Annotated in this window: 15 protein-coding genes; 2 read left to right on the forward strand and 13 right to left on the reverse strand. The window is 72.6% G+C overall.

Going from position 1 to position 19,020, the window contains the following annotated elements; genetic code table 11:
- Positions 1-3: 3 nt before the first annotated feature.
- The 11 genes from OG792_RS17605 to OG792_RS17655 all read right to left on the reverse strand — a co-directional run bounded on the left by OG792_RS17605 (position 4) and on the right by OG792_RS17655 (position 12,886).
- Positions 4-1,581: a hypothetical protein gene (locus tag OG792_RS17605; protein WP_329110902.1), complete on the reverse strand. Its 1,578-nt coding sequence runs from the start codon at positions 1,579-1,581 to the stop codon at positions 4-6.
- On the reverse strand, positions 1,578-2,774 hold the full coding sequence (locus OG792_RS17610; protein WP_329110904.1) for a glycosyltransferase family 4 protein: 1,197 nt from the start codon (positions 2,772-2,774) through the stop codon (positions 1,578-1,580). The genes OG792_RS17605 and OG792_RS17610 overlap by 4 nt, the downstream gene beginning before the upstream one ends.
- Entirely contained in the window at positions 2,762-3,727 is a 966-nt protein-coding gene (locus tag OG792_RS17615; protein WP_329110906.1) for a glycosyltransferase family 2 protein, read from the reverse strand. The genes OG792_RS17610 and OG792_RS17615 overlap by 13 nt, the downstream gene beginning before the upstream one ends.
- Positions 3,724-5,175, reverse strand: a complete 1,452-nt coding sequence (locus OG792_RS17620) for an O-antigen ligase family protein (RefSeq protein ID WP_329110907.1) — start codon at positions 5,173-5,175, stop codon at positions 3,724-3,726. Before OG792_RS17620 ends, OG792_RS17615 begins: the two co-directional genes overlap by 4 nt.
- On the reverse strand, positions 5,172-6,350 hold the full coding sequence (locus OG792_RS17625) for a glycosyltransferase (RefSeq protein WP_329110908.1): 1,179 nt from the start codon (positions 6,348-6,350) through the stop codon (positions 5,172-5,174). Before OG792_RS17625 ends, OG792_RS17620 begins: the two co-directional genes overlap by 4 nt.
- On the reverse strand, positions 6,343-7,653 hold the full coding sequence (locus OG792_RS17630; protein WP_329110910.1) for a glycosyltransferase family 2 protein: 1,311 nt from the start codon (positions 7,651-7,653) through the stop codon (positions 6,343-6,345). The genes OG792_RS17625 and OG792_RS17630 overlap by 8 nt, the downstream gene beginning before the upstream one ends.
- Positions 7,650-8,507 (reverse strand): class I SAM-dependent methyltransferase, encoded by an 858-nt coding sequence (locus tag OG792_RS17635; protein WP_329110911.1) that lies wholly within the window; start codon positions 8,505-8,507, stop codon positions 7,650-7,652. Before OG792_RS17635 ends, OG792_RS17630 begins: the two co-directional genes overlap by 4 nt.
- Positions 8,504-9,400 (reverse strand): class I SAM-dependent methyltransferase, encoded by an 897-nt coding sequence (locus tag OG792_RS17640; RefSeq protein WP_329110913.1) that lies wholly within the window; start codon positions 9,398-9,400, stop codon positions 8,504-8,506. The genes OG792_RS17635 and OG792_RS17640 overlap by 4 nt, the downstream gene beginning before the upstream one ends.
- Positions 9,397-10,959 carry a lipopolysaccharide biosynthesis protein gene (locus OG792_RS17645; RefSeq protein WP_329110915.1) on the reverse strand — a complete coding sequence of 521 codons (1,563 nt, stop codon included), beginning with the start codon at positions 10,957-10,959 and terminating at the stop codon, positions 9,397-9,399. Before OG792_RS17645 ends, OG792_RS17640 begins: the two co-directional genes overlap by 4 nt.
- On the reverse strand, positions 10,952-12,043 hold the full coding sequence (locus tag OG792_RS17650) for a sugar transferase (protein WP_329110917.1): 1,092 nt from the start codon (positions 12,041-12,043) through the stop codon (positions 10,952-10,954). Before OG792_RS17650 ends, OG792_RS17645 begins: the two co-directional genes overlap by 8 nt.
- Before the next feature lie 279 nt (positions 12,044-12,322).
- Positions 12,323-12,886, reverse strand: a complete 564-nt coding sequence (locus OG792_RS17655; protein WP_329110918.1) for a general stress protein — start codon at positions 12,884-12,886, stop codon at positions 12,323-12,325.
- Positions 12,887-13,147: 261 nt separating this feature from the next.
- Between OG792_RS17655 and OG792_RS17660 the strand changes: the two genes are divergently transcribed.
- A complete protein-coding gene (locus OG792_RS17660) occupies positions 13,148-14,458 on the forward strand; it encodes a D-arabinono-1,4-lactone oxidase (RefSeq protein ID WP_329110919.1) in 1,311 nt (436 codons plus the stop codon).
- Positions 14,459-14,658: 200 nt separating this feature from the next.
- Positions 14,659-15,861 (forward strand): monooxygenase, encoded by a 1,203-nt coding sequence (locus OG792_RS17665; RefSeq protein ID WP_329110922.1) that lies wholly within the window; start codon positions 14,659-14,661, stop codon positions 15,859-15,861.
- An 89-nt stretch (positions 15,862-15,950) separates the two neighbouring features.
- Here the strand turns inward: OG792_RS17665 and OG792_RS17670 are convergent, their stop codons facing one another.
- Positions 15,951-17,633 (reverse strand): CocE/NonD family hydrolase, encoded by a 1,683-nt coding sequence (locus tag OG792_RS17670; protein ID WP_329110923.1) that lies wholly within the window; start codon positions 17,631-17,633, stop codon positions 15,951-15,953.
- Between the two features lie 283 nt (positions 17,634-17,916).
- Positions 17,917-18,945 (reverse strand): LacI family DNA-binding transcriptional regulator, encoded by a 1,029-nt coding sequence (locus tag OG792_RS17675; protein ID WP_329110925.1) that lies wholly within the window; start codon positions 18,943-18,945, stop codon positions 17,917-17,919.
- Positions 18,946-19,020 lie beyond the last annotated feature (75 nt).

The raw sequence follows: 19,020 nt of genomic DNA on the forward strand, positions 1-19,020 counted from the left end.
TGGTCATTCGCCGTACTGGCGGTCGGGTAGGGCGTGGTGTCCGCCACCGATCGAGGGGCGGCCGAGGTCGGATCGGAGCGGGTCCGGGTCGAACTCGCCGAACCGGTAGCCGCCGGTCTCGCCGGCCCTGATCGCCGGCAGGACGGTGGTGTTCCCGTCCCCCCAGGTCGCGGTGACCGTGAGGTCGTCGCGCCGGTTCGCGGTGGGGAGGGCGGCCTGGCCGCGGACCGCCTCCCGGCGCGGGGTGATCGCCGGCCAGGCCGAGGGCAGCGCGTCCGCCCGTTCGCCGGCCGCTCCGACGACCAGTACGCCGACCAGCGGCACGCCGAGTCGCTGGACCAGCAAGGACGCCCGGCTGGCATCGCTGTGACCGGTCGAGTCCGGGTACACCACCAGGAGCACCCCGTCGGCGTGCTGGGCGAGTTCGGCCAGTTCCCTGCCGGCCAGCACCGGTGGCGCGTTGGAGATGACGATGTCGCCACGGGCGGCGAACATGTCGATCAGGGCGCCGATCTGTTCGATCCGGACCGACCCGGCGTTGAGGTGCAGGCCGACCGGGTCGGCCGGGAGCACACTCAGCCCGGTGCTCTCGCCGGGTTGTGCCGGGTCCCCCTCGGCGACCGCCTCCTGGAGGGTGTGGCCGGGCGAGTCCGGGAAGTATCCGGCGATCACCGGCTTGTTCAGCTGGCCCTCGACCAGCGTCACCCGCTCGGCCTGCCCGGCCAGGCCGAGCGCGAGTATGCCGGTGACCAGCGCCGTGCGGTCGTCGTCGTGCACGCTGGTGACCAGCAGCCGCCGCCGGGGCAGCGGCGTGGTCAGCACGGTCACCGCGGCCACCGCGGCGTCGGTCGCGGCGCGGACACCCGGTCGGGCGTACGCGACCCGCGCGCGCCCCCGGAGGAACCGGCGGGGCAGGCGCGGGAAGACCCCGAGGATCGGCAGTCCGAGTTGGGCCTCGATCCGGGTGAGCCCGCGCAGCCGCCCGTCCAGCCGGTCCCGCAGCGACGCCAGCCCGAGCCCGACGAGCAGCCCGGCCAGCGCGCCGAGGGCGCTGTTGAGGGATGGCTTCGGTGAGGTCGGCTGCGACGGCGCGCCGGCCAGGTCGAGGGGCTGGGCGGTCACCGCCGACTCCCCGGCGATGCGCAGTCGGGCGATCTGGCCGGTCACCGCGTCGACCGCGGCGTTCGCGACCGACGCGGCCCGGCTGCCGGTACGGGCGCTCGCGGTGATCGTGACGATCTGCATGCCGAGTTCGAAGCTGCTGCTGATCTGCCCGTCGACGGACCGCTCGGGAAGCCCGAGGGCGGCGGCGGTGGCCCGGGCGACCTCGCCCGACTCGGCCAGTCGGGCGATCGTCGGGGCGAGGTTCTGGGCGAGCACGATGTCGGCCTGCGCCACCCCGCCGGAGTCGTCCCGGGTGCCGGCGACGACCATCACCGTCGCGCTCGCGCGGTACGTCGGCGGGGTGAACGTGGTCACCGCGTAGGCACCGGCGAGCCCGGCGCAGAGTCCCAGCAGTGGTAGGCCGACGCGCCGGCGGGCGGCCCGGAGGAAGGCCCAGGAAAATGTTGGTCGGATCATGAGGTTCTCGCCTTCTGCCCGTCGGGTCCCCGAGCATCGGCGGGGTGCCGCCCGGCTCCGGTCAACTCCTGCCAGACGCGGCACATCCGTTCGGCCGTACCCGCCCAGCTGAACTCACTGGTCGCCCGGCTGACGCCCTCGGCGGCCAGCCGCCGGGCGAGGTCGGGGTTGTCGCGCAGCCCCGCCAGCCGGTCGGCCAGGGCCACCACGTCGCCGGCCGGATAGGTCAGCCCGGCCGCACCGATGACGTACGGGATCTCGCCCACGTCGCTGCCCACGACCGGTACGCCGCACGCCATCGCCTCGACCAGCACCCGGCCGAACTGCTCCCGCAACGGGATGCCGATCCACCGCACCAGGTTGCGCTGGATCACCTCGATCGAGGGCAGGACCAGCACGTCCATCCGGGACAGCAGCCTGGGCAGGTCGGCGTGGTCGGTCCAGCCGGCGAGGGTGACCCGACCCGGGCGGCGGGCGGCGAGCCGCTCGATCTCCGGATGCAGGCTGCCGCCGCCCACCGCGAGCAGGTCGCAGTCGAGCAGTTCCACCGCCCGGAGCAGGTCGCGTACGCCCTTGTGCGGTTCCAGCCGGCCGACGAAGCCGACGGTGAAGCGTCGGGCCTGCGGTCGCGGCGTCGGACGGGGTCGGAACAGGGCGGTGTCCACCCCGAGCGGGATGATCGTCGCCGGCCCCCGGTACCCCTTGGCGCGCAGCACCCCGAGTGCCGCCGGGGTGATCGGGAAGGCGTGGTCGACGGTGTCGTACGCCTGCCGTTCGAGGCGCGGGAACGGGACCGGGAAGCGCATCACGATGTTCTGTGCCGCGTACAGCGTGATCGGCGTGCCGGGCCAGTGCCGCTGTCGCATCCGGATGGCCTGCCAGGTGGTCAGGTAGGCGGCCTCGCCGATGACGTGTACGACGTCCGGTTGCCGGCCGCCGAGCAGCCGGCCGGCGCCGGGTCGGAACAGCACCGACGCCATGTGCCCGGTGCGATCCTCGCCGAGCAGGTGCGGGACCAGGTGGTAGCGCAGGTTCGGTCGTTGCCGGGCCAACCGGTCCAGTCCCCGGTGGGTCGGCGCCGAGACGTCCGCGGCGAGCACCGTGAGGGTCGTCTCGGGCCGGTCGCAGAGCGCGGCGAACAGTTCGGTCCAGTGCTCGGTACGTTTGCCCGCCGCCGTGATCAGGACGTGCATCTGGGTTGCCTCTCAAGGTGCTCGGGGGTGGCGGTCAGGGCGATCCGGGTCACGCCGCTCCACGCCCGGATCCGGGCCGCTCCGGCGCGGGGCGCCACGGTGAGCCGGATCCCGCCGAGTCCGATGCCGAGCAGGGCGCGAAGCAGGACGGCGGTCCGTACGGCGGTGAAGCTGGAGCGGCGGTGGCGGGCGAAGAACAGCAGCATGCTGCGGTAGAGGTGGGGCCAGATCCAGCTCGGGTCGGCGCTGCTCGCACCGCCGACGTGGGTGGCCTGCACGCCGGGCAGGTAGACGACCCGGGCGCCCCGGCGCCACGCCTGGAGGCACAGTTCCTCGTCCTCGTAGTAGAGGAAGTAGCCCTCGTCGAGGCCACCGATGCCGCGCAGCACACTGGTGCGTACGGCCAGGCAGGCGCCGGAGAGCCAGTCGACGCTGACCGGCTCGGACGGCCGCCGGCAGGCGTCGTACGCGCGTCGGCGTCGGCGTCCGCCGAGCATCCGGCGCACCGGCACCGGTATCAGGCTGCCGCCGAACCGGGAGGCCAACACGCTGGTCAGGGACTCGAACGGGTGGGCGCTGATCGCCACCCGGCCGGTGCCGTCGACCAGTCGTGGCCCGGCGATCCCCACCTCGGGCCGTTGCCGGAGGTAGTGGATCAGCTCCCGGCTGGTGCCGTCCGGCACCACGCAGTCCGGGTTGACCAGCAGCACGATGTCCGAGGTGACACCGGACAGTCCCTGGTTGACGGCCCGCGCGAAGCCGACGTTCGATTTGTTCTCGATCAGCTCGACCGTCGGGAAGTCCCGGCGCAGCAGGGCGACCGTGTTGTCGTCGGACGCGTTGTCGACCACCCGGACGGCCAGTCCGGCCCGATGCAGCGGTCGCACCGCGCGGGCGATCTCCCCGGCCGAGTTGTGGGTGACGATGACGGCGGTCGCCGGTGGCTGGTTCATCGCAGCACCGCCGGGGTTCGGCCGATCGGCGTACCGGTTCGTGTCGCCGGTCCGGCGGTGGCTGCTCCGGTGGGGCCGGAGCGGCCCGGTCCGGCGGCCCCGGACCTGAACAACCGGCCTCGGCCCGGTCCGACCGGTCGGCCGGGCGCGACGACGGCGAGGGCGCGGGGTGGGGCGACACCCGGGGTACGGACGAGCCCGCCGGCCCGCGCGGTCAACAGGGTCAGCGCCGGCAGCAGACCGAGTTCCCAGTGCCCCTCGGTCGGTCCGGCGAAGAACGCGCCGACGAGGAATCCGCAGGTCAGTGCCGTGAACGCGAGCGGCATCCCGTCCCGGTCGGCGAAACCGACCCGGAGCGTACGCAGCACCGGCCAGAGCACCGCGCAGAGCCCGATCAACCCGAAGTTGGCCAGCACCAGTACGTAGAACGCGTGGTAGACCGGTCCCACGTCGGTCATGCCCATGCCGGGCAGGTAGATGTCCCGGCTGGACTGGCCGAGTCCGGCGCCGGCGATCGGCTGGGTGGCGAACACGTCCACCCCGACCGCGGCCTCGGGCGCCCGGTGCCCGGCGGACCGGCCGAACGCCGTCATCATCACCGACGAGCGTTCCCGTACGCCGGCGGAGAGGCTGAGCCCGGCCAGCAGCAGGATGCCGCCGGTGACGGTCCACGCCACGCCGCGCCGGATCACCGGCCCGCCCCGGACCACCATGATCAGGATCGCCAGCCCGGCGGCGAGCCAGATCGCCCGGTACGAGGCGAGCACGACGTCCGCGGTGAACCCGGCGGCCACCAGCACCAGCACTATCCGGCGCCAGCCGCGGGTCCGGCCGATCAGCACCATCAGCGGCGGCAGCGCCAGCGAGGACAGCAGTCCCCCGTGCCGGCCGGGCGTGGCCAGTTCGGCGGCGGTCAGCACCGTCGCCGCGCCCAGGTAGAGCAGCCCGGCGGCGCGCAGCGACCGGGAGTCGGCCAGGGTGTGCGTGGCGAGGAAGAAGTAACCGGGGATGATCGAGATCTGGTACGCGGCGACGATGACGTACATCGGCACGTTTCCCCGTACCAGGCCGTAGATCGCGGCCAGCGCGGTCAGCCCGGCCAGGGCCAGCATCGCCGCGTCGGTGCTGGTCCGGCGGGACCGCTCGCCCGTTTCGGGCAGCAGCCGGCGGGTGACCACCGCCGCGCAACCGGTCAGCAGGATCAGCGTGTGCATGATGATGATCGAGCGGATGCCGCCGTCGCCGAGCAGCACACCGGCGATCGTGCCGCCGATGATGCCGAACGGGAGCACCGCCCACGGCCACAGCGTGAAGCCGATCCAGCACAGGATGCCGAGTACGACGGTGAGGCCGAGACTGCCGGGCAGGCGTACGAGCAGCGTGGCGATGACGGTGCCGACCAGGGCGGCGGCCAGCACGGCGGTGGTCGGCAGGGCGCGCAACGTCATCGCGGCACCCGTTCCGTACGTCCGGCCGGTCCGGCGACCCCGGCCGGGGCGGTGCGCGATCGGACGGGCAGTTCGGCGAGCAGTTCGCGGAGCCGGTCACCGCGTACCGACCAGCTGTTGGCGACCGCCGTCGCGCGGCGCCGGGCCACCTGCTCCGGGTGGGTCGCGTCGGACAGGGCCGCCTCGACCTCGGCGACGAAGGCGGGCGCGTCCCCGGCCAGCCGGACCGGACCGGCGAGCGGACGCAGCGCCGGCAGCGGGGTGGCGACCACCGGCAGGCCGAGGGCCAGGTATTCGTAGCACTTCTTCGGGTGCACGTAGTCGATCAGCCCACCCACCCGGTAAGGGATCACGCCGACGTCGCAACCGCGCAGCACGGCCGGCGCCTCGGCGTACGGGACGGCGTCGTGCAGGCGTACGTTGGGCAACCCGGCCAACGGCGCGCGGCCCGCCGGGGTGGCCGGGCCGACCAGGACGAACGTCCACTCCGGCCGGGACCGGGCGACCGCCGCGACCAGGTCGGCGTCGAATGCCCGGGTGTCCACCGCGCCGAGGTAACCGAGCCGGGGTCGGGGCAGCGGGTCCAGCCAGGACGCGCTCGGCCCGTCCGGGGTGAACCGGTCCGGGTCGCAGCCGTTGGGCAGCACCACCGGTGGCCGGCGGGCCGCCGGCAACCGCTCGGGCAGCGCCGAGGACGAGGCCAGGACCAGGTCGGCGGCACCGACGGCGGCCCGCAGGCCCCGGCGCAGGTGCCAACGGTTCCACCGGCGGGTGAAGGTCCAGTCGAGGTCGGTCGCGTCGTAGACGACCGCGCTCTCGCCGAGCCGGCCGGCGACCGGCGCGGCGAGGTCCTCGTCGAGCCAGAGCAGCCGGGCGCCGGGGTGCCGGTCGAGCCAGGACCGCAGCCAGGCCGCGGTGAGCCGGCGGGTGAGCAGGTTGACCGGCGGAAACTGCCGGCCGTACGGCAGCGGGCTCGGCCCGACCGCGTGCCACAGGGAGTCGCCGACCCGCCGTACGGTGGGTCGCGGGCACGGGTGGTTGTCCGGCGGGTCGACGAAGATCACCCGGAAGTCGACGGCGAGTTGCCGGGCCAGCGCGTGCTGCCGGTGGGCGGCGACCCGCCACGGGCTCCCGCTGAACATCAGCACCCAGTCCGGCTCGGTACGGTCAGCCACGGGACGGCTCCAACGTCGGCGCCTCCGGCGTCGCGGCTACGGTCGCGTCCTCGCCGAGCCGACCGCCGAGGCGCAGTCCCCCCTCGTCGACCCGGAGCACCCGGGCGCCGGGGCGCTGGTCCAGCCACCGGCGCAGCACCGCCGCGGCGACCCGGCGGTTGAGCCAGTCCACCGGGGGCAGCAGCCGGCCCAACGGCAGCACGGTCGGGACGCTCGCCAGCCACACCGAGTCGCCGACCTGCCGGATGGTCGACCGCCAGCGGGAGAAGCGGGCCGGCGGATCGACGAACAGCACCCGGCGGTCGGCGGCCAGTGCCCCGACCAGCGCGGTGCTGTGCCGGCCGGTGTTCGCCCACGCGTCCGCGCTGGAGAGCACCAGCCAGTCGCGGATGTCGCCGTCCGGCAGCGGTCCGACGTCGCCGCGCAGGGCGGCCCGCAGGTCACCCCAGCCGAGGGTGACGTGCCGGCCGAAGATCCGCTTGACGACGTGGTCGACGATCAGCACGGCCCGGAACAGGATCAGCCGGTGTCGCGGTTCGGTCAGCCGCAGGTAGCAGACCAGGCTGCCGAGCAGGTGCCGGAACCGGACGGCCGGTCCCAGCAGTCGGCAGGAGGCGCCGCGGGTGTGGGTGACGACCGCGTCCGGGATCATCCAGAGCCGGTGCCCGGCCGCCTGGAGCGTACGGGCGAGCATCGCGTCGTTCCAGTAGAGCGGGAACCGTTCGTCGAAGACACGGTCGGCCGGCAGCACCGCCCGGCGCAGCAGCATGCAGCTGCCCGAGGCCAGTTGCCGGGGCCGGGAGAAGTCCTGGCCGCGCATCTGGAACGTGTGCAGGGCCCGGCGGAACACCGGGATCCGGCGCAGCGCGGTGACCAGGGCGATGGTGGCGGTGAAGCTCGGCAACTGGACGTAGTGCTGCTGGAAGGTGCCGTCCGGGTTGAGGTAGAGCGGGCTGACCCCGGCCGCGTCCGGTCGTTCGCGGAGGAATCCGACCATCGTCTCCAGCGCGCCCGGATGGGCGACGACGTCGCTGTTGAGCAGCAGGACCAACTCGCCGGACGACTGCCGGTACGCCTGGTTGACCGCGGCGGCGAAGCCCACGTTGTGCCGGTTGCGGGTGAGTCGTACGTCGGGGTCGGCGGCCAGCATCTCGGCCGACCCGTCACGGGAGCCGTTGTCGACCGCCACCACCTCGTAGCGCAGTCCGGCGCCGGTTGTCGCCCGCAGGGAATCCAGGCAGCGCCGGGTCTCGTCCCGGGTGTTCCAACTGACCAGCAGTACGGAGACCAGTGGCGGGTTCACGCGACCGCCCCCGCTTCGTCGTACCGGGCGACGAGCCGGATCGCGTCACCGAGGCGGGGATGGCTGACCCGGGGTGAGCCGCTGGCCACCCAGTCGGCGACCAGCAGGACGCGCGCGTTGGCCAGCCGGCCCCAGCGTTGCCAGTAGAACCGGGAGAACACGGTGTCCTGGCGGACGATCTCGAAGCCGGAGTCGGTGACCAGCCGGGTCAACGACTCCGGGGTGAAGTGCCAGCGATGGTAGCGGGGTTGCAGGTGTGGCCAGGCGTCGCCGAGGCGGCGGGCGGCGGCCGAACCGATGTTCGGCACCTCCAACGCCAACCAACCCCCCGGCACCAACGCATCCCGCGCCGCCCGCAGAAACTCCCGAGGCTCCTCCACATGCTCCAACACATGAAAAGCACAAACCGCCTCCACCGACCGAACCGGCGCCACCTCCTCGAAACACCCCACCCGCACCGGCACACCCAACCGCTCCACCGCGAACCGAGCCGCCGACTCCGAAACCTCCACCCCCTGCGCCGCGATCCCCGCCCGCCGAGCCGCCTCCACAAAAAACCCACCCGCCGAACCCGCCTCCACCAACGAAGACGGCCGAGCAACCGACAACAACCACCGCAACCGCCGACCCGACTCGAACCGACGCGGCCCCATCAGGAAATAGTCCTCATAACCCTCACCCCGGAAATACGACTCGTCGTACAACTCCTCCGGCGGCGGCGAACCAGCAGCCGTCCACGAAAACGCACACGACTCACACCGCCACAACAACCCACCGAGCACACTCCGATGCCCACCACCACGCCCACACAACAAACAGCGGGCGAGTTCGACCTGCCCGAGCTGACCGATCATCGTTTTCTCCTCCGGGTTCCGGTGGGCAACTGGGCGACGATCCGCAACAGGTCGCCAAGACGGGGGTGGGTGAGTCGGGGGGAACGGGTGCCCGCCAGGTCGGCGGGAAGCAGGTGATGCACGTGCCGCCACCGGTAGCGCAGCGGCATGTAATAGCGGAAGACCGTGGTGTCACGCCGGACGATCTCGAAGCCGGAGTCGGTGACCAGCCGGGTCAACGACTCCGGGGTGAAGTGCCAGCGGTGGAAACGGGGCTGCAACCCGGACCATTCGACGCCGAGGCGGCGGGCGGCGGCCGAACCGATGTTCGGCACCTCCAACGCCAACCAACCCCCCGGCACCAACGCATCCCGCGCCGCCCGCAGAAACTCCCGAGGCTCCTCCACATGCTCCAACACATGAAAAGCACAAACCGCCTCCACCGACCGAACCGGCGCCACCTCCTCGAAACACCCCACCCGCACCGGCACACCCAACCGCTCCACCGCGAACCGAGCCGCCGACTCCGAAACCTCCACCCCCTGCGCCGCGATCCCCGCCCGCCGAGCCGCCTCCACAAAAAACCCACCCGCCGAACCCGCCTCCACCAACGAAGACGGCCGAGCAACCGACAACAACCACCGCAACCGCCGACCCGACTCGAACCGACGCGGCCCCATCAGGAAATAGTCCTCATAACCCTCACCCCGGAAATACGACTCGTCGTACAACTCCTCCGGCGGCGGCGAACCAGCAGCCGTCCACGAAAACGCACACGACTCACACCGCCACAACAACCCACCGAGCACACTCCGATGCCCACCACCACGCCCACACAACAAACAGGTCGGCTGATCCGGTGAACTACTCGGCGGCGACGCCACGACCGGGTACGACGGTTCGGGAACATTCATCGGGCACCCACCCGGTCCGGCGCCACCGGCGGATCGACCCGGCGCAGCAGTGCGCGCAGCCGGACCCGGTCACCGGTGCCCACCGCCCCGACGGCGGCGAGCAGTACGGCCGCGACCAGCAGGGTGAGCCCGCCCCGGCTGAGTACGGCCAGGGCCGCGTCGAGCCGTCCCGGACCGTCCGGCAGGTGCCCGGAGGCGAGCGCGCCGACCAGCCCGGCGGCGACCGCCACCGCGACCGGTGGCCAGATGATCCGCAGCAGCGGGGCGATCGCCCGGCCGGTACGGCGGTGGAAGTGCACCAGGAAGTAGGGGGTGGCCAGCAGCACCGCCAGCGCGGTGGCGGTCGGCACCCCGGCCGGGCCGAGCAGGTACAGCAGCGGGACGGTGAGGGCGAGGTTGAGTACGACGGAGATGACCGCGTACCCGGTTTCCAGTCCGGGGCGGCCCTCGACCCGGGTGACGATCGCGGTCGCGCCGAGCGCCAGGGTGATCGCGTAGCAGGGTGCCAGGATGACGATGTTGAGGGCGGCCCAGGCGACGGGTTGCCCGAGCCAGAGCCGGACCAGCGGATCGGCGCAGACCATCAGTGCCGCCGCGCCGGGTACGACGAAGAGGGCCAGGTACCGGGTGGTGGTCAGGTTGAAGCGGTCCAGCCAGCCCGGTCCCTCCTGCGCGGCCCGGGTGACCGCCATCGGGAAGAGGGCGGTCAGCACGAATCCGGGTACCAGCCGGAGCAGGTTGAGCAGCCGCCCGCCGATGTCGAAGCCACCGGCGACGGTCGGGCCGAAGAAGCCGCCGAGCACGAACCGGTCCAGGTCGGTGTTGATCGCACCGGCGGCGCTGGTGACCTGCACCCGCAGCCCGTAGCCGCTGACCACCCGCAGGTCGGCCCGGCGCAGTTCCCACGGGCGGGGTGACATCGCCGGTTGGCAGCGCCGGGCCGCCGCCACGAGCAGCACCGTACGCAGCGCGCTGGTGACCGCCGCCGAGCCGGCCAGCGCGGCGAGCCCACCGCCGAGGCGTACGACGGCGACGGCGAGCGCGGCGCCGACCAGGGCGGATCCACCGGTGGTCCAGGCGATGGGCGCGTACCGCTGTGAGCCTTCGAGCACCGCCCGCCAGGGCAGTGCCACCCCGTCGAGCAGGAGCCCGACCAGCAGTGCCATCGCCGCCCGCCGGGCCTCGACGGCCAGGTCGCCGAAGTGCAGCAGCCGGACCAGCCAGGGCCAGCAGGCGACCGTCGCGGCGAGCGCGGTGACACCGAGGCAGACCGACCAGCCGAGGCCGAGGCCGAGCACGGCTCGGGTGCGCCGTTGGTCGGTACCGGGCCCGACCGCGGCGACCTCGCGCACGAGCGCGGAACCTAGCCCGAGGTCGACCAGGGCGATCATCGCGACCAGGCCGCTGAGCAGGACCCAGACACCGAACTCGCGGGCGCCGAGCCGCTCGTAGACGATCGGCAGCGACACCAGGCCGGCGACTGCCGTGATGGCCCGCGCGCCGAGCAGGCTGAGGGTGTTGCGGGTGACCCGGCGGCTGGCCGCTGTCGCGCTAGCCACGGGGGAACCCGCGGAAAAGGTCGATGACGGTCAGCGTGAGCAGGGTCAGGTCGAGCCGGACCGAGCGGCAGTTGAGGTAGAGCAGGTCGCAGCGGAGCTTCTCCTCGACCGTGGCGGCGTACCCGCCGGTCAGTTGGGCGATGCCGGTCATGCCGGGACGGATCCGGTGGCGCAGGTCGTAGTGCGGTAGGCGGCGGAAGTCGGCGACGAACTCGGGTCGTTCCGGTCGGGGTCCGACCAGGCTCATCTCGCCGCGCAGGACGTTCCACAGTTGCGGCAGTTCGTCCAGGCGGGACCGGCGCAGCAGCCGACCGACCCGGGTGATCCGGCTGTCGTCGACGGCGACCAGTACCGGGCCGGTGTCCCGCTCGGCGTCGACCCGCATGGTCCGGAACTTGACCATCCGGAAAGGTCGGCCACCGGCGCCCACCCGGGTCTGGAAGTACAGCGGGGGCCCGCTACAGCTCACCGCCGCCATGATCAGCGTCATCAGCGGGATCGAGAGTGGGGCGGTGAGCAGGGCCAGGGCGAGGTCGACGCAGCGTTTGGCCGGCTCCTTGCCGGGCCACCGGGTGCTCCATTGCAGACGGAGCCACGGCAGTCCGCCGAACCGGCGCAGCCGGGCCGGACGCAGCAGGCCGTAGACCGGTCGGGCCAGTACCCAGATCTCGACGTCGTGTGCCAGGCAGGCGGCCATCAGCCGCTCGTCGACGCTGTCGAGGGAGTGTTTCAGCAGCAGCAGCTTCGGGCGGTACCGGGTGAGTACCGCGTCCAGCAGGTCCACCGCCTGGGCCAGGGGCAACCGCACCATGACGTCGAACTCGTCGCCGAGCCGGTCGGCCGGGATGGGCTCGGCGGTGGACTCGACCACGACCGCCCGTACCAGGCCCCGGGACGGGCGCCCGGCGGGTGCGTCGGTGGGCGTCGTGACCTGCGGTTCACCGGTCTCCGCGAGGCTGCGGATGACCGCCACCAGATCGTCCCGCTGACCCGCGGGCGGGGCGAGTAGTCCGTGCGCAGCGTCGCTGAGTTGCGCCGCTCCGGTCTCGAAGCTGACCGGCCGGACCGAGACCTTTCTCAACACCCCAAACCCCTCATTACCCGAAATACGAATCTGAAGCACAATCATGTACTAAACGCTCGGTATTTCCTGAATCACTATGAAGCACCCGACACGCATAAAAGCGCGCAACACGGCGATTAGGGATGGACTAAATCTGTTTCAGGGGTTACCAGGTGTCACGGCAACCCCGTGGGTCACAGGCCGGGCATTCGCCGTCGCGGCCCGGCCGGAACGCGAAAGGGGCCGCACGACCGGAACGGTCGTGCGGCCCCTGGTGCGCTCGGGCGTACGGGCGTGCGCTCAGCCGGCGGCACCGGACTCGCTGGTCCGCCAGTTCAGCCGGACGATGAGCTGGCGGGCCTCCTCGGCGTGTTCCGCGTCGACCGCGATGCCGTACTGCTCGGCCTGCAAGGAGCTGCGCGAGGTGAAGTCACGCCGGCCGCGCGTCATCGCGTGCGCGCTCGCCCCGAAGATCGCGCCCCAGACCGCGCCGATCGCCACCGACGCAATCAGCACACCGAACCAGCCCGAGCTGCTGAAGATGCCGAACAGCAGCCCGATGAAGAGTCCGAACCAGGCCCCGCTCGCCGCCCCGGCCGACGCCGCGCGCCCGGTGGTCAACCGTCCGATGACGTTCTCCACCAGACGCAGTCCGGTGCCGACGATCGCGGTGTGCTGGACCGGGAAGCCGCTGTCGGACAGGTAGTCGACCGCGCGCTGGGCCGACGGGTAGTCCGGGTAGGTGGCCACGGTCACCGTCGGCGGCGCCAGTTCGGGTACGGCACCGCCGGCCGCGGGCAGTACGGGCTTGCCGGCGGGTCCCGGTGGCAGGTCGCCGGCTGCGGGGGTCGAGGGTGTGGTCATCGTCGCCTTCTTCCAGGGGTTTCGATCAGGGGTTTCGATCAGGGTTGGTACGCGGTCGGCGGCATCGGCGGTCATCCGGGCCGGCCCGGATGCCCCGGTGTGGACCCGGTCATCCGATCCGCCCGGTGATCGTGTCACCGACAACCCTGGCGCGCACCTGCGCCGGGAGCAATCTTGGTACGGTGTGCCGCCGCGTCCCGTGGGGCACGCGCCGGCTCCACCTCGGCGGGGCCGGTCCACCTCGGGTAGACAGGACCGCCGATGACGTCCCTACCGACCGCCGGACCGACACCGGCCACGGACGGCCCCCGGACCAACTGGGCCGGCAACGTCTCGTTCGGCGCCCGGCGGTTCCACCGCCCCTCCTCGGTCACCGAACTTCGGCGTCTCGTCGCCGGCAGCGACCGGGTACGGGCGCTCGGCACCGCCCACTCGTTCAACCGGATAGCGGACACCTCCGGCGACCTCGTCTCGGTCGCCGGTCTGCCGGAGCGGCTGGAGATCGATCCGGGGCGTCGCACCGTCACCGTCGGCGCCGGGATGCGCTACGGGGAGCTGGCCACCCGCCTGTACGCCTCGGGCTGGGCGCTGCACAACCTCGGTTCGCTACCGCACATCTCGGTGGCCGGCGCCTGCGCCACCGGGACCCACGGCTCCGGTGAGCACAACGGCGGCCTGGCCACCGCCGTGACCTCGGTGGAACTGGTCACCGCCGACGGTGAACTCGTCACGGTGAGCCGGATCGGCGACGGCGCCGACTTTCCCGGCATGGTGGTCGGGCTGGGCGCGCTCGGCATCGTCACCGCACTGACCCTGACCGTCGAGCCGACCTACGACCTGCGCCAGTACGTGTACCGGGACCTGCCCGGCGATCGGCTCCGCGCGCACCTCGACGAGATCCTCGGCGGCGGCTACAGCGTCAGCCTGTTCACCGACTGGACCGGTGAGCGGATCAACCAGGTCTGGCGCAAGCTCCGGGTCGACGGACCCGACGGCGCGCGGCCCGCGCCACGGGACTGGTACGGCGCGACCCTGGCCGACGAACCCCTGCACCCGGTCCCGGGAATGTCCCCGGTGAACTGCACCGAGCAGCTGGGCGTACCGGGCCCGTGGCATACGCGGTTGCCGCACTTCCGGCTGGAGTTCACCCCGAGCAGCGGGGAGGAGCTCCAGTCGGAGTATCTGGTGCCCCGGTCCGACGCCCGCGCCGCGCTGGACGCCCTGGCCACCATCGCGCACCTGATCGCACCGGTGCTCCAGATCTCGGAGATCCGTACGATCGCCGCCGACGACCTCTGGCTGAGCCCGAGTTACCGGCGCGATGCCGTGGCGTTCCACTTCACCTGGGTCCGGGACACCGAGGCGGTGACCCCGGTGCTGGCCGCGATCGAGCGGGCGTTGGCGCCGTACGCGGCACGGCCGCACTGGGGCAAGCTGTTCGGCACCGGGGTCGAGGTGCTGCGGGAGCGCTACGACCGGTGGGACGACTTCCGCCGCCTGCGCGACCGGTACGACCCCTCGGGCAAGTTCCACAACGAACTGACGCGGCGGCTGTTCCCGGCGGACCAATAGCCCCGGCCGGAACGCGGGAAAAGTTCGCTTTTATCCCGCATATTGTCTGATGTACGACATCGAAGTGTCGCCGGAGATTCCCCCGATGTCCGCCCGGTACGCTGGCGCCCGGTCACAGAGCGATATCGCCCGCTCACAGCGGGTGGTGCTCGATCCGTTTGGGACTCCCGAACGGATTCCCCAGCCCGACCGGAGGCAGCATGGAAATCCAGCGATCCGTCCAGCGCTCCCTCGGCACAGCCGCCCTGTCCGGTGCCGTGCTCCTGCTGCTCGCGTCCTGTTCGCTGAGTCCGGACCCCGGTGAGTCCGGACCCGCGGCCCCGTCGCCCAGCGGCGCCGGACACGGGGGCCACGACAGCCGCTTCGACCCACCGGCACCCGCGCCGTTGCGCGACGGGGAGCGGTTCGTGAACCTGTCCATGTCGGACCCGTACACGCCGTCGGCGCCGAGCGGCGGCAGCGACGAGTACCGCTGCTTCCTGGTCGACCCGGCGCTGACCAAACCGGCCTTCCTGACCGGCAGCCAGTTCCTGCCGCAGAACACCGACCTCGTCCATCACGCGATCTTCTTCCGGCTGGATCCGGCGGGCGCGACGGCCGCCCGCGACCTGGACACCCGTACGCCGGGCGAGGGCTGGACCTGTTTCGGCAACAGCGGCATCGGCGAGGACTCGGCCTGGGTCGCGCACTGGGCCCCCGGCGCGAACGAGACCCTGCTCGCCCCGAACCTCGGTTACCCGATGGCGCCCGGCAGCCAACTCGTCATGCAGGTGCACTACAACCTGCTGGGCGCGCCGGCCGGGGCGGTCGGCGCCGACCGGTCCGGGATTCGGCTGCGCCTCGCCGACGCCGGGGCCGACTTCGTACCGCTGGACACCACCCTGGTCACGGCACCGGTCGAGCTGCCGTGCGCCGATGGCGAGTCCGGGCCGCTCTGCGACCGGCAGGCCGCCATCGCCGACGTGACGGCACGGTTCGGCCTCGCCGCCGGGACGAACATCGACGTGCTCAACCAGTACTGCAACGGCGGTCGGGCTCCGGCCGCCGGGACCACCCAGCACTGCGACCAGCGGGTCGAGGAGCCGGCCACCCTGTACGCCCTCGCCGGGCACATGCACCTGCTGGGGCGCTCAATCAAGGTGGAACTCAACCCGGACACCGCGCAGGCGCGTACGTTGCTCGACATTCCCGCGTACGACTTCGACTCGCAGGCCATCCGGCCGCTGACCACCCCGGTCGCGGTGAAGGCGGGCGACACCTACCGGGTCACCTGTACCCACGACGCCGGCCTGCGGCGGCAGCTACCCCAGTTGCAACCGCTGCCGCCGCGCTACGTCGTCTGGGGCGAGGGCACCAGCGACGAGATGTGCCTCGGCCTCGTCGTCACCTCCCGCCCGGTGTAGCGGCACCCGGCTCGTGCGGAGGTCGGCCATCGCGCCGCCGCCAGCTCACCGTGCCCGAGTCGGCCGCATCCGACTCGGGCACGGGCGGCTCAGCCCGGCTCCCCGCCCGGTACGACCGGCAGGATGATCCGGGACGGTCGGGTCGCGTCGTGGTACACCGTCTGCTCGGCGACCACCATCGCCGTACCGGTCCCGCCGTTGTTCAGGTTGCGGTCCCAGCGGGGGAAGTTGCTCGACGTGACCTGGACCCGCAGCCGGTGACCGCGACGGAACACGTGTCCGATCGACCACAGGTCTATCTCGTGCTCCACCGGCTCCCCCGGCACAAGGCTCACCCGGACGATCCCGTCGGTGAGGTTGCGGGAGATACCGTCCGGGTCGACGTCGCAGAGCCGGGCCACCCAGTCGGTGCCCGGTGCGCTCGATCCGGCGACCAGCACCACCCGGATCCGCCCGGTCACCTCCAGGTCGTCGGCGAGCGGCGCCCCGGTGTAGACCAGCACGTCCGACCGCCGCTCGACCCGGTGCTGGTCGAACGGGCCGGGCGGATACTCGCCGGCCAGCAGGATCTGGCCACCGTGGGTGCGGACCGGGTCGGCCGGGTCGTACCGGAAGGTGTCCGGCTCGGCGTCGGGGCCGGGCGGGTCGAAGACGAGGGTGCCGTCCGGACCGAGGTACAGCGCGGTGTCCACGGCGCGGGCCAGCGGCCAGTCGGGCTCATCCCGCCACCGGTTGACCCCGGTGACGAACAGCCGCACCGGTCGGGTCGGATCGGCGTTCTCGGCCGCGCGCTCCGGCCGCAGCCACTCGTCGAACCAGTCGAGTTCGAGGTCGGTCCGGGTGGTTCGCAGGTCGAGGCTGCGCTCGTTGGCGGCCAGGCCGAAGTTGACCTCGCCCTGCTGGTGGCCGCCCTGGCTGCGGTGCGACCAGGGTCCGACCAGCAACCGGGCCGGTCGACCGGCGGCGCTCATCGCCCGGTAGTTGTCCAGGGTGCCCTGGAGGAACACGTCGTACCAGCCGCCGATGTTGAGGGTGGGCAGGTCGATCCGGTCGTGCTTGTCGGAGACCCGGCAGGCGGCGACCACCTCCGGGTCGGCCAGTGCCCGCTGGTAGCCCAGGTCGGGGACCTCGTGCCGGACGAAGGCCGGGAACGCGTCGGCGGGCAGTTCCCAGTAGCCGCCGTCGGCCAGCGTGTCGAGTTCGGAGACCAGTGCGACCAGCCGACGGTGCCGTTCCTCGGGGACGTCGTGGAACCGCCGGCCGAGCTGGTTCGCCCCCTGTTGCAGTGACCAGTTGCCGCCGAGACCGAGCTCGATCGCCCCACCCCGGGCGAACAGCCCGTCGAAGGGATCCGACCAGGTGAAAGCGGGGGCGATCGCGGCCAGCTCGGGGGGCTTGCCGGCCGCCGCCATCCACTGGGCGTTGCCCAGGTAGCTGGGTCCGTACATGCCGACGCGTCCGTTGGCGCCGGGCAGGGTCGCCGCCCAGCGTACGGAGTCGTACCCGTCGGCCTGCTCGTGCCGCAGCGGCTCCCACTCCCCCTCGGACCGGTACCGGCCACGGGTGTCCTGGATGACGACCAGGTAACCGCGACGGACGGCGGCAAGCGGGTCGAGGGTGGCGAGGATGCCCGGATCCTGCTTGTTGTACGGCGACCGGACGAGCAGCACCGGCCAGGGCCCACCGTGTCCGGGCCGGAAGACGTCGGCGCGCAGGATGGTGCCGTCGCGCATCTCGGCGGGTACGTCGAACTCGATCCGCACGTCTTCCATGGAACCGTCCTTTGCGGGGGTACGGGTCCGGAGCGGGCGGCAACCGCGCGTCCGAACCGGGGGAATAACGTTATCTGGAATGGCCCTCGGAACGTCCGCTCGGCCGGTCGCCCGACCCTGCTCGGGACCGACTCGAACCAGTTTCCGCGAAGGCGGCGCTACGTCGTCCGGGGCGGGGCACGTGGGCCAGCCTACGACCCCGTTCCGCCCGCCGGCAGCGGCCCGGACCGGACACCGGCGCAGGTCACCGGGGCCGGTGGACCCGGCCGGGTCGCGGCGCGGGCTACGGGCGCAGTTCGCCCGAGCCGCGCGGCACCAGTTCCACCGGCACGGTCACGCTCTGCACCGGCCGGGCGGGATCGGCGGACCGGGCCAGGAGCAGCTCGATCGCCGTCCGCCCGATCGCGGCGCTGTCCTGGGCGACCACGGTGAGGGCCGGGCGGAGCAGGTCGGCCAGGAGGAAGTCGTCGAAGCCGACCAGGGCCAGCCGGGCGGCGTCGGCACCGAGCCGCCGGAGCACCTCCACGGTGGCGGAGGCGTTGCCGGTGATCAGCGCGGTCGCCGGCGCCGGACCACCGAGGGCGGTCTCCAGCGCGGCGGCGATCCGGGCCGGGTTGAGCGCGCCGGGGTGCACCATGCCGTCGAGCGGCCCGCCGTGCGCGGTGACGCAGGCCCGGAAGGCGGCGGCCCGTTCCCGGCCGGTAAAGATCCGTTCGTCGTCGCCGAGGTAGGCGATCCGCTGGTGGCCGTGCTGGACCAGGTGGCGGAAGGCCAGGCCGACGCCGCCCGCGTTGTCCGACAGTACGGTGTCGGCGGCCAGGCCACCGGTCGGCCGGTCCACCGCCACCAGCGGCATCCCGGCCGCCACCTCGGCGGCCAGGTACTGGTGACTGACGCTGATCGGTTCAAGGATGATGCCGTCCACCCGCCGGCGGCACATGGACATCACCGCCTCGCGTTCCCGCTGCTCCTCGTCCTCGGTCGACATCGCCAGCACGGTGAGCCCGGCGGCACGGGCGGCCCGGTCGACCGCGCTGAGCACCGGGTGGGCGTCGGCGAGGTTGCGCACCGCCGCGCCGATGGTCCCGCTGACCCCCCGGCGGAGCTGCTGGGCCCGTTCGTCGGGCTCGTAGTCCAGCGCCGCGATCGCCGCGCGGACCCGGCTGACCAGGTGCTCACCGACGGTCGGGTCACCGTTGACCACCCGGGAGACGGTACGCAGCGCCACCCCGGCCTCCCGGGCCACGTCCCGCATGGTCGGTCGCTTGCGGCGGCGGTGCCCGGCGGTGTCCTGCGCCATACGCTCAGTCATCGCCGTGATTCTCCCTCTCACCCTGCGGGCCGTGGCGCCCGCGCCCGATCAGTTTCGATCAGAGCAACAGTCTTG

Origin of the sequence: Micromonospora sp. NBC_01699 (assembly GCF_036250065.1) — a bacterium.
GTDB lineage: Bacteria > Actinomycetota > Actinomycetes > Mycobacteriales > Micromonosporaceae > Micromonospora_G.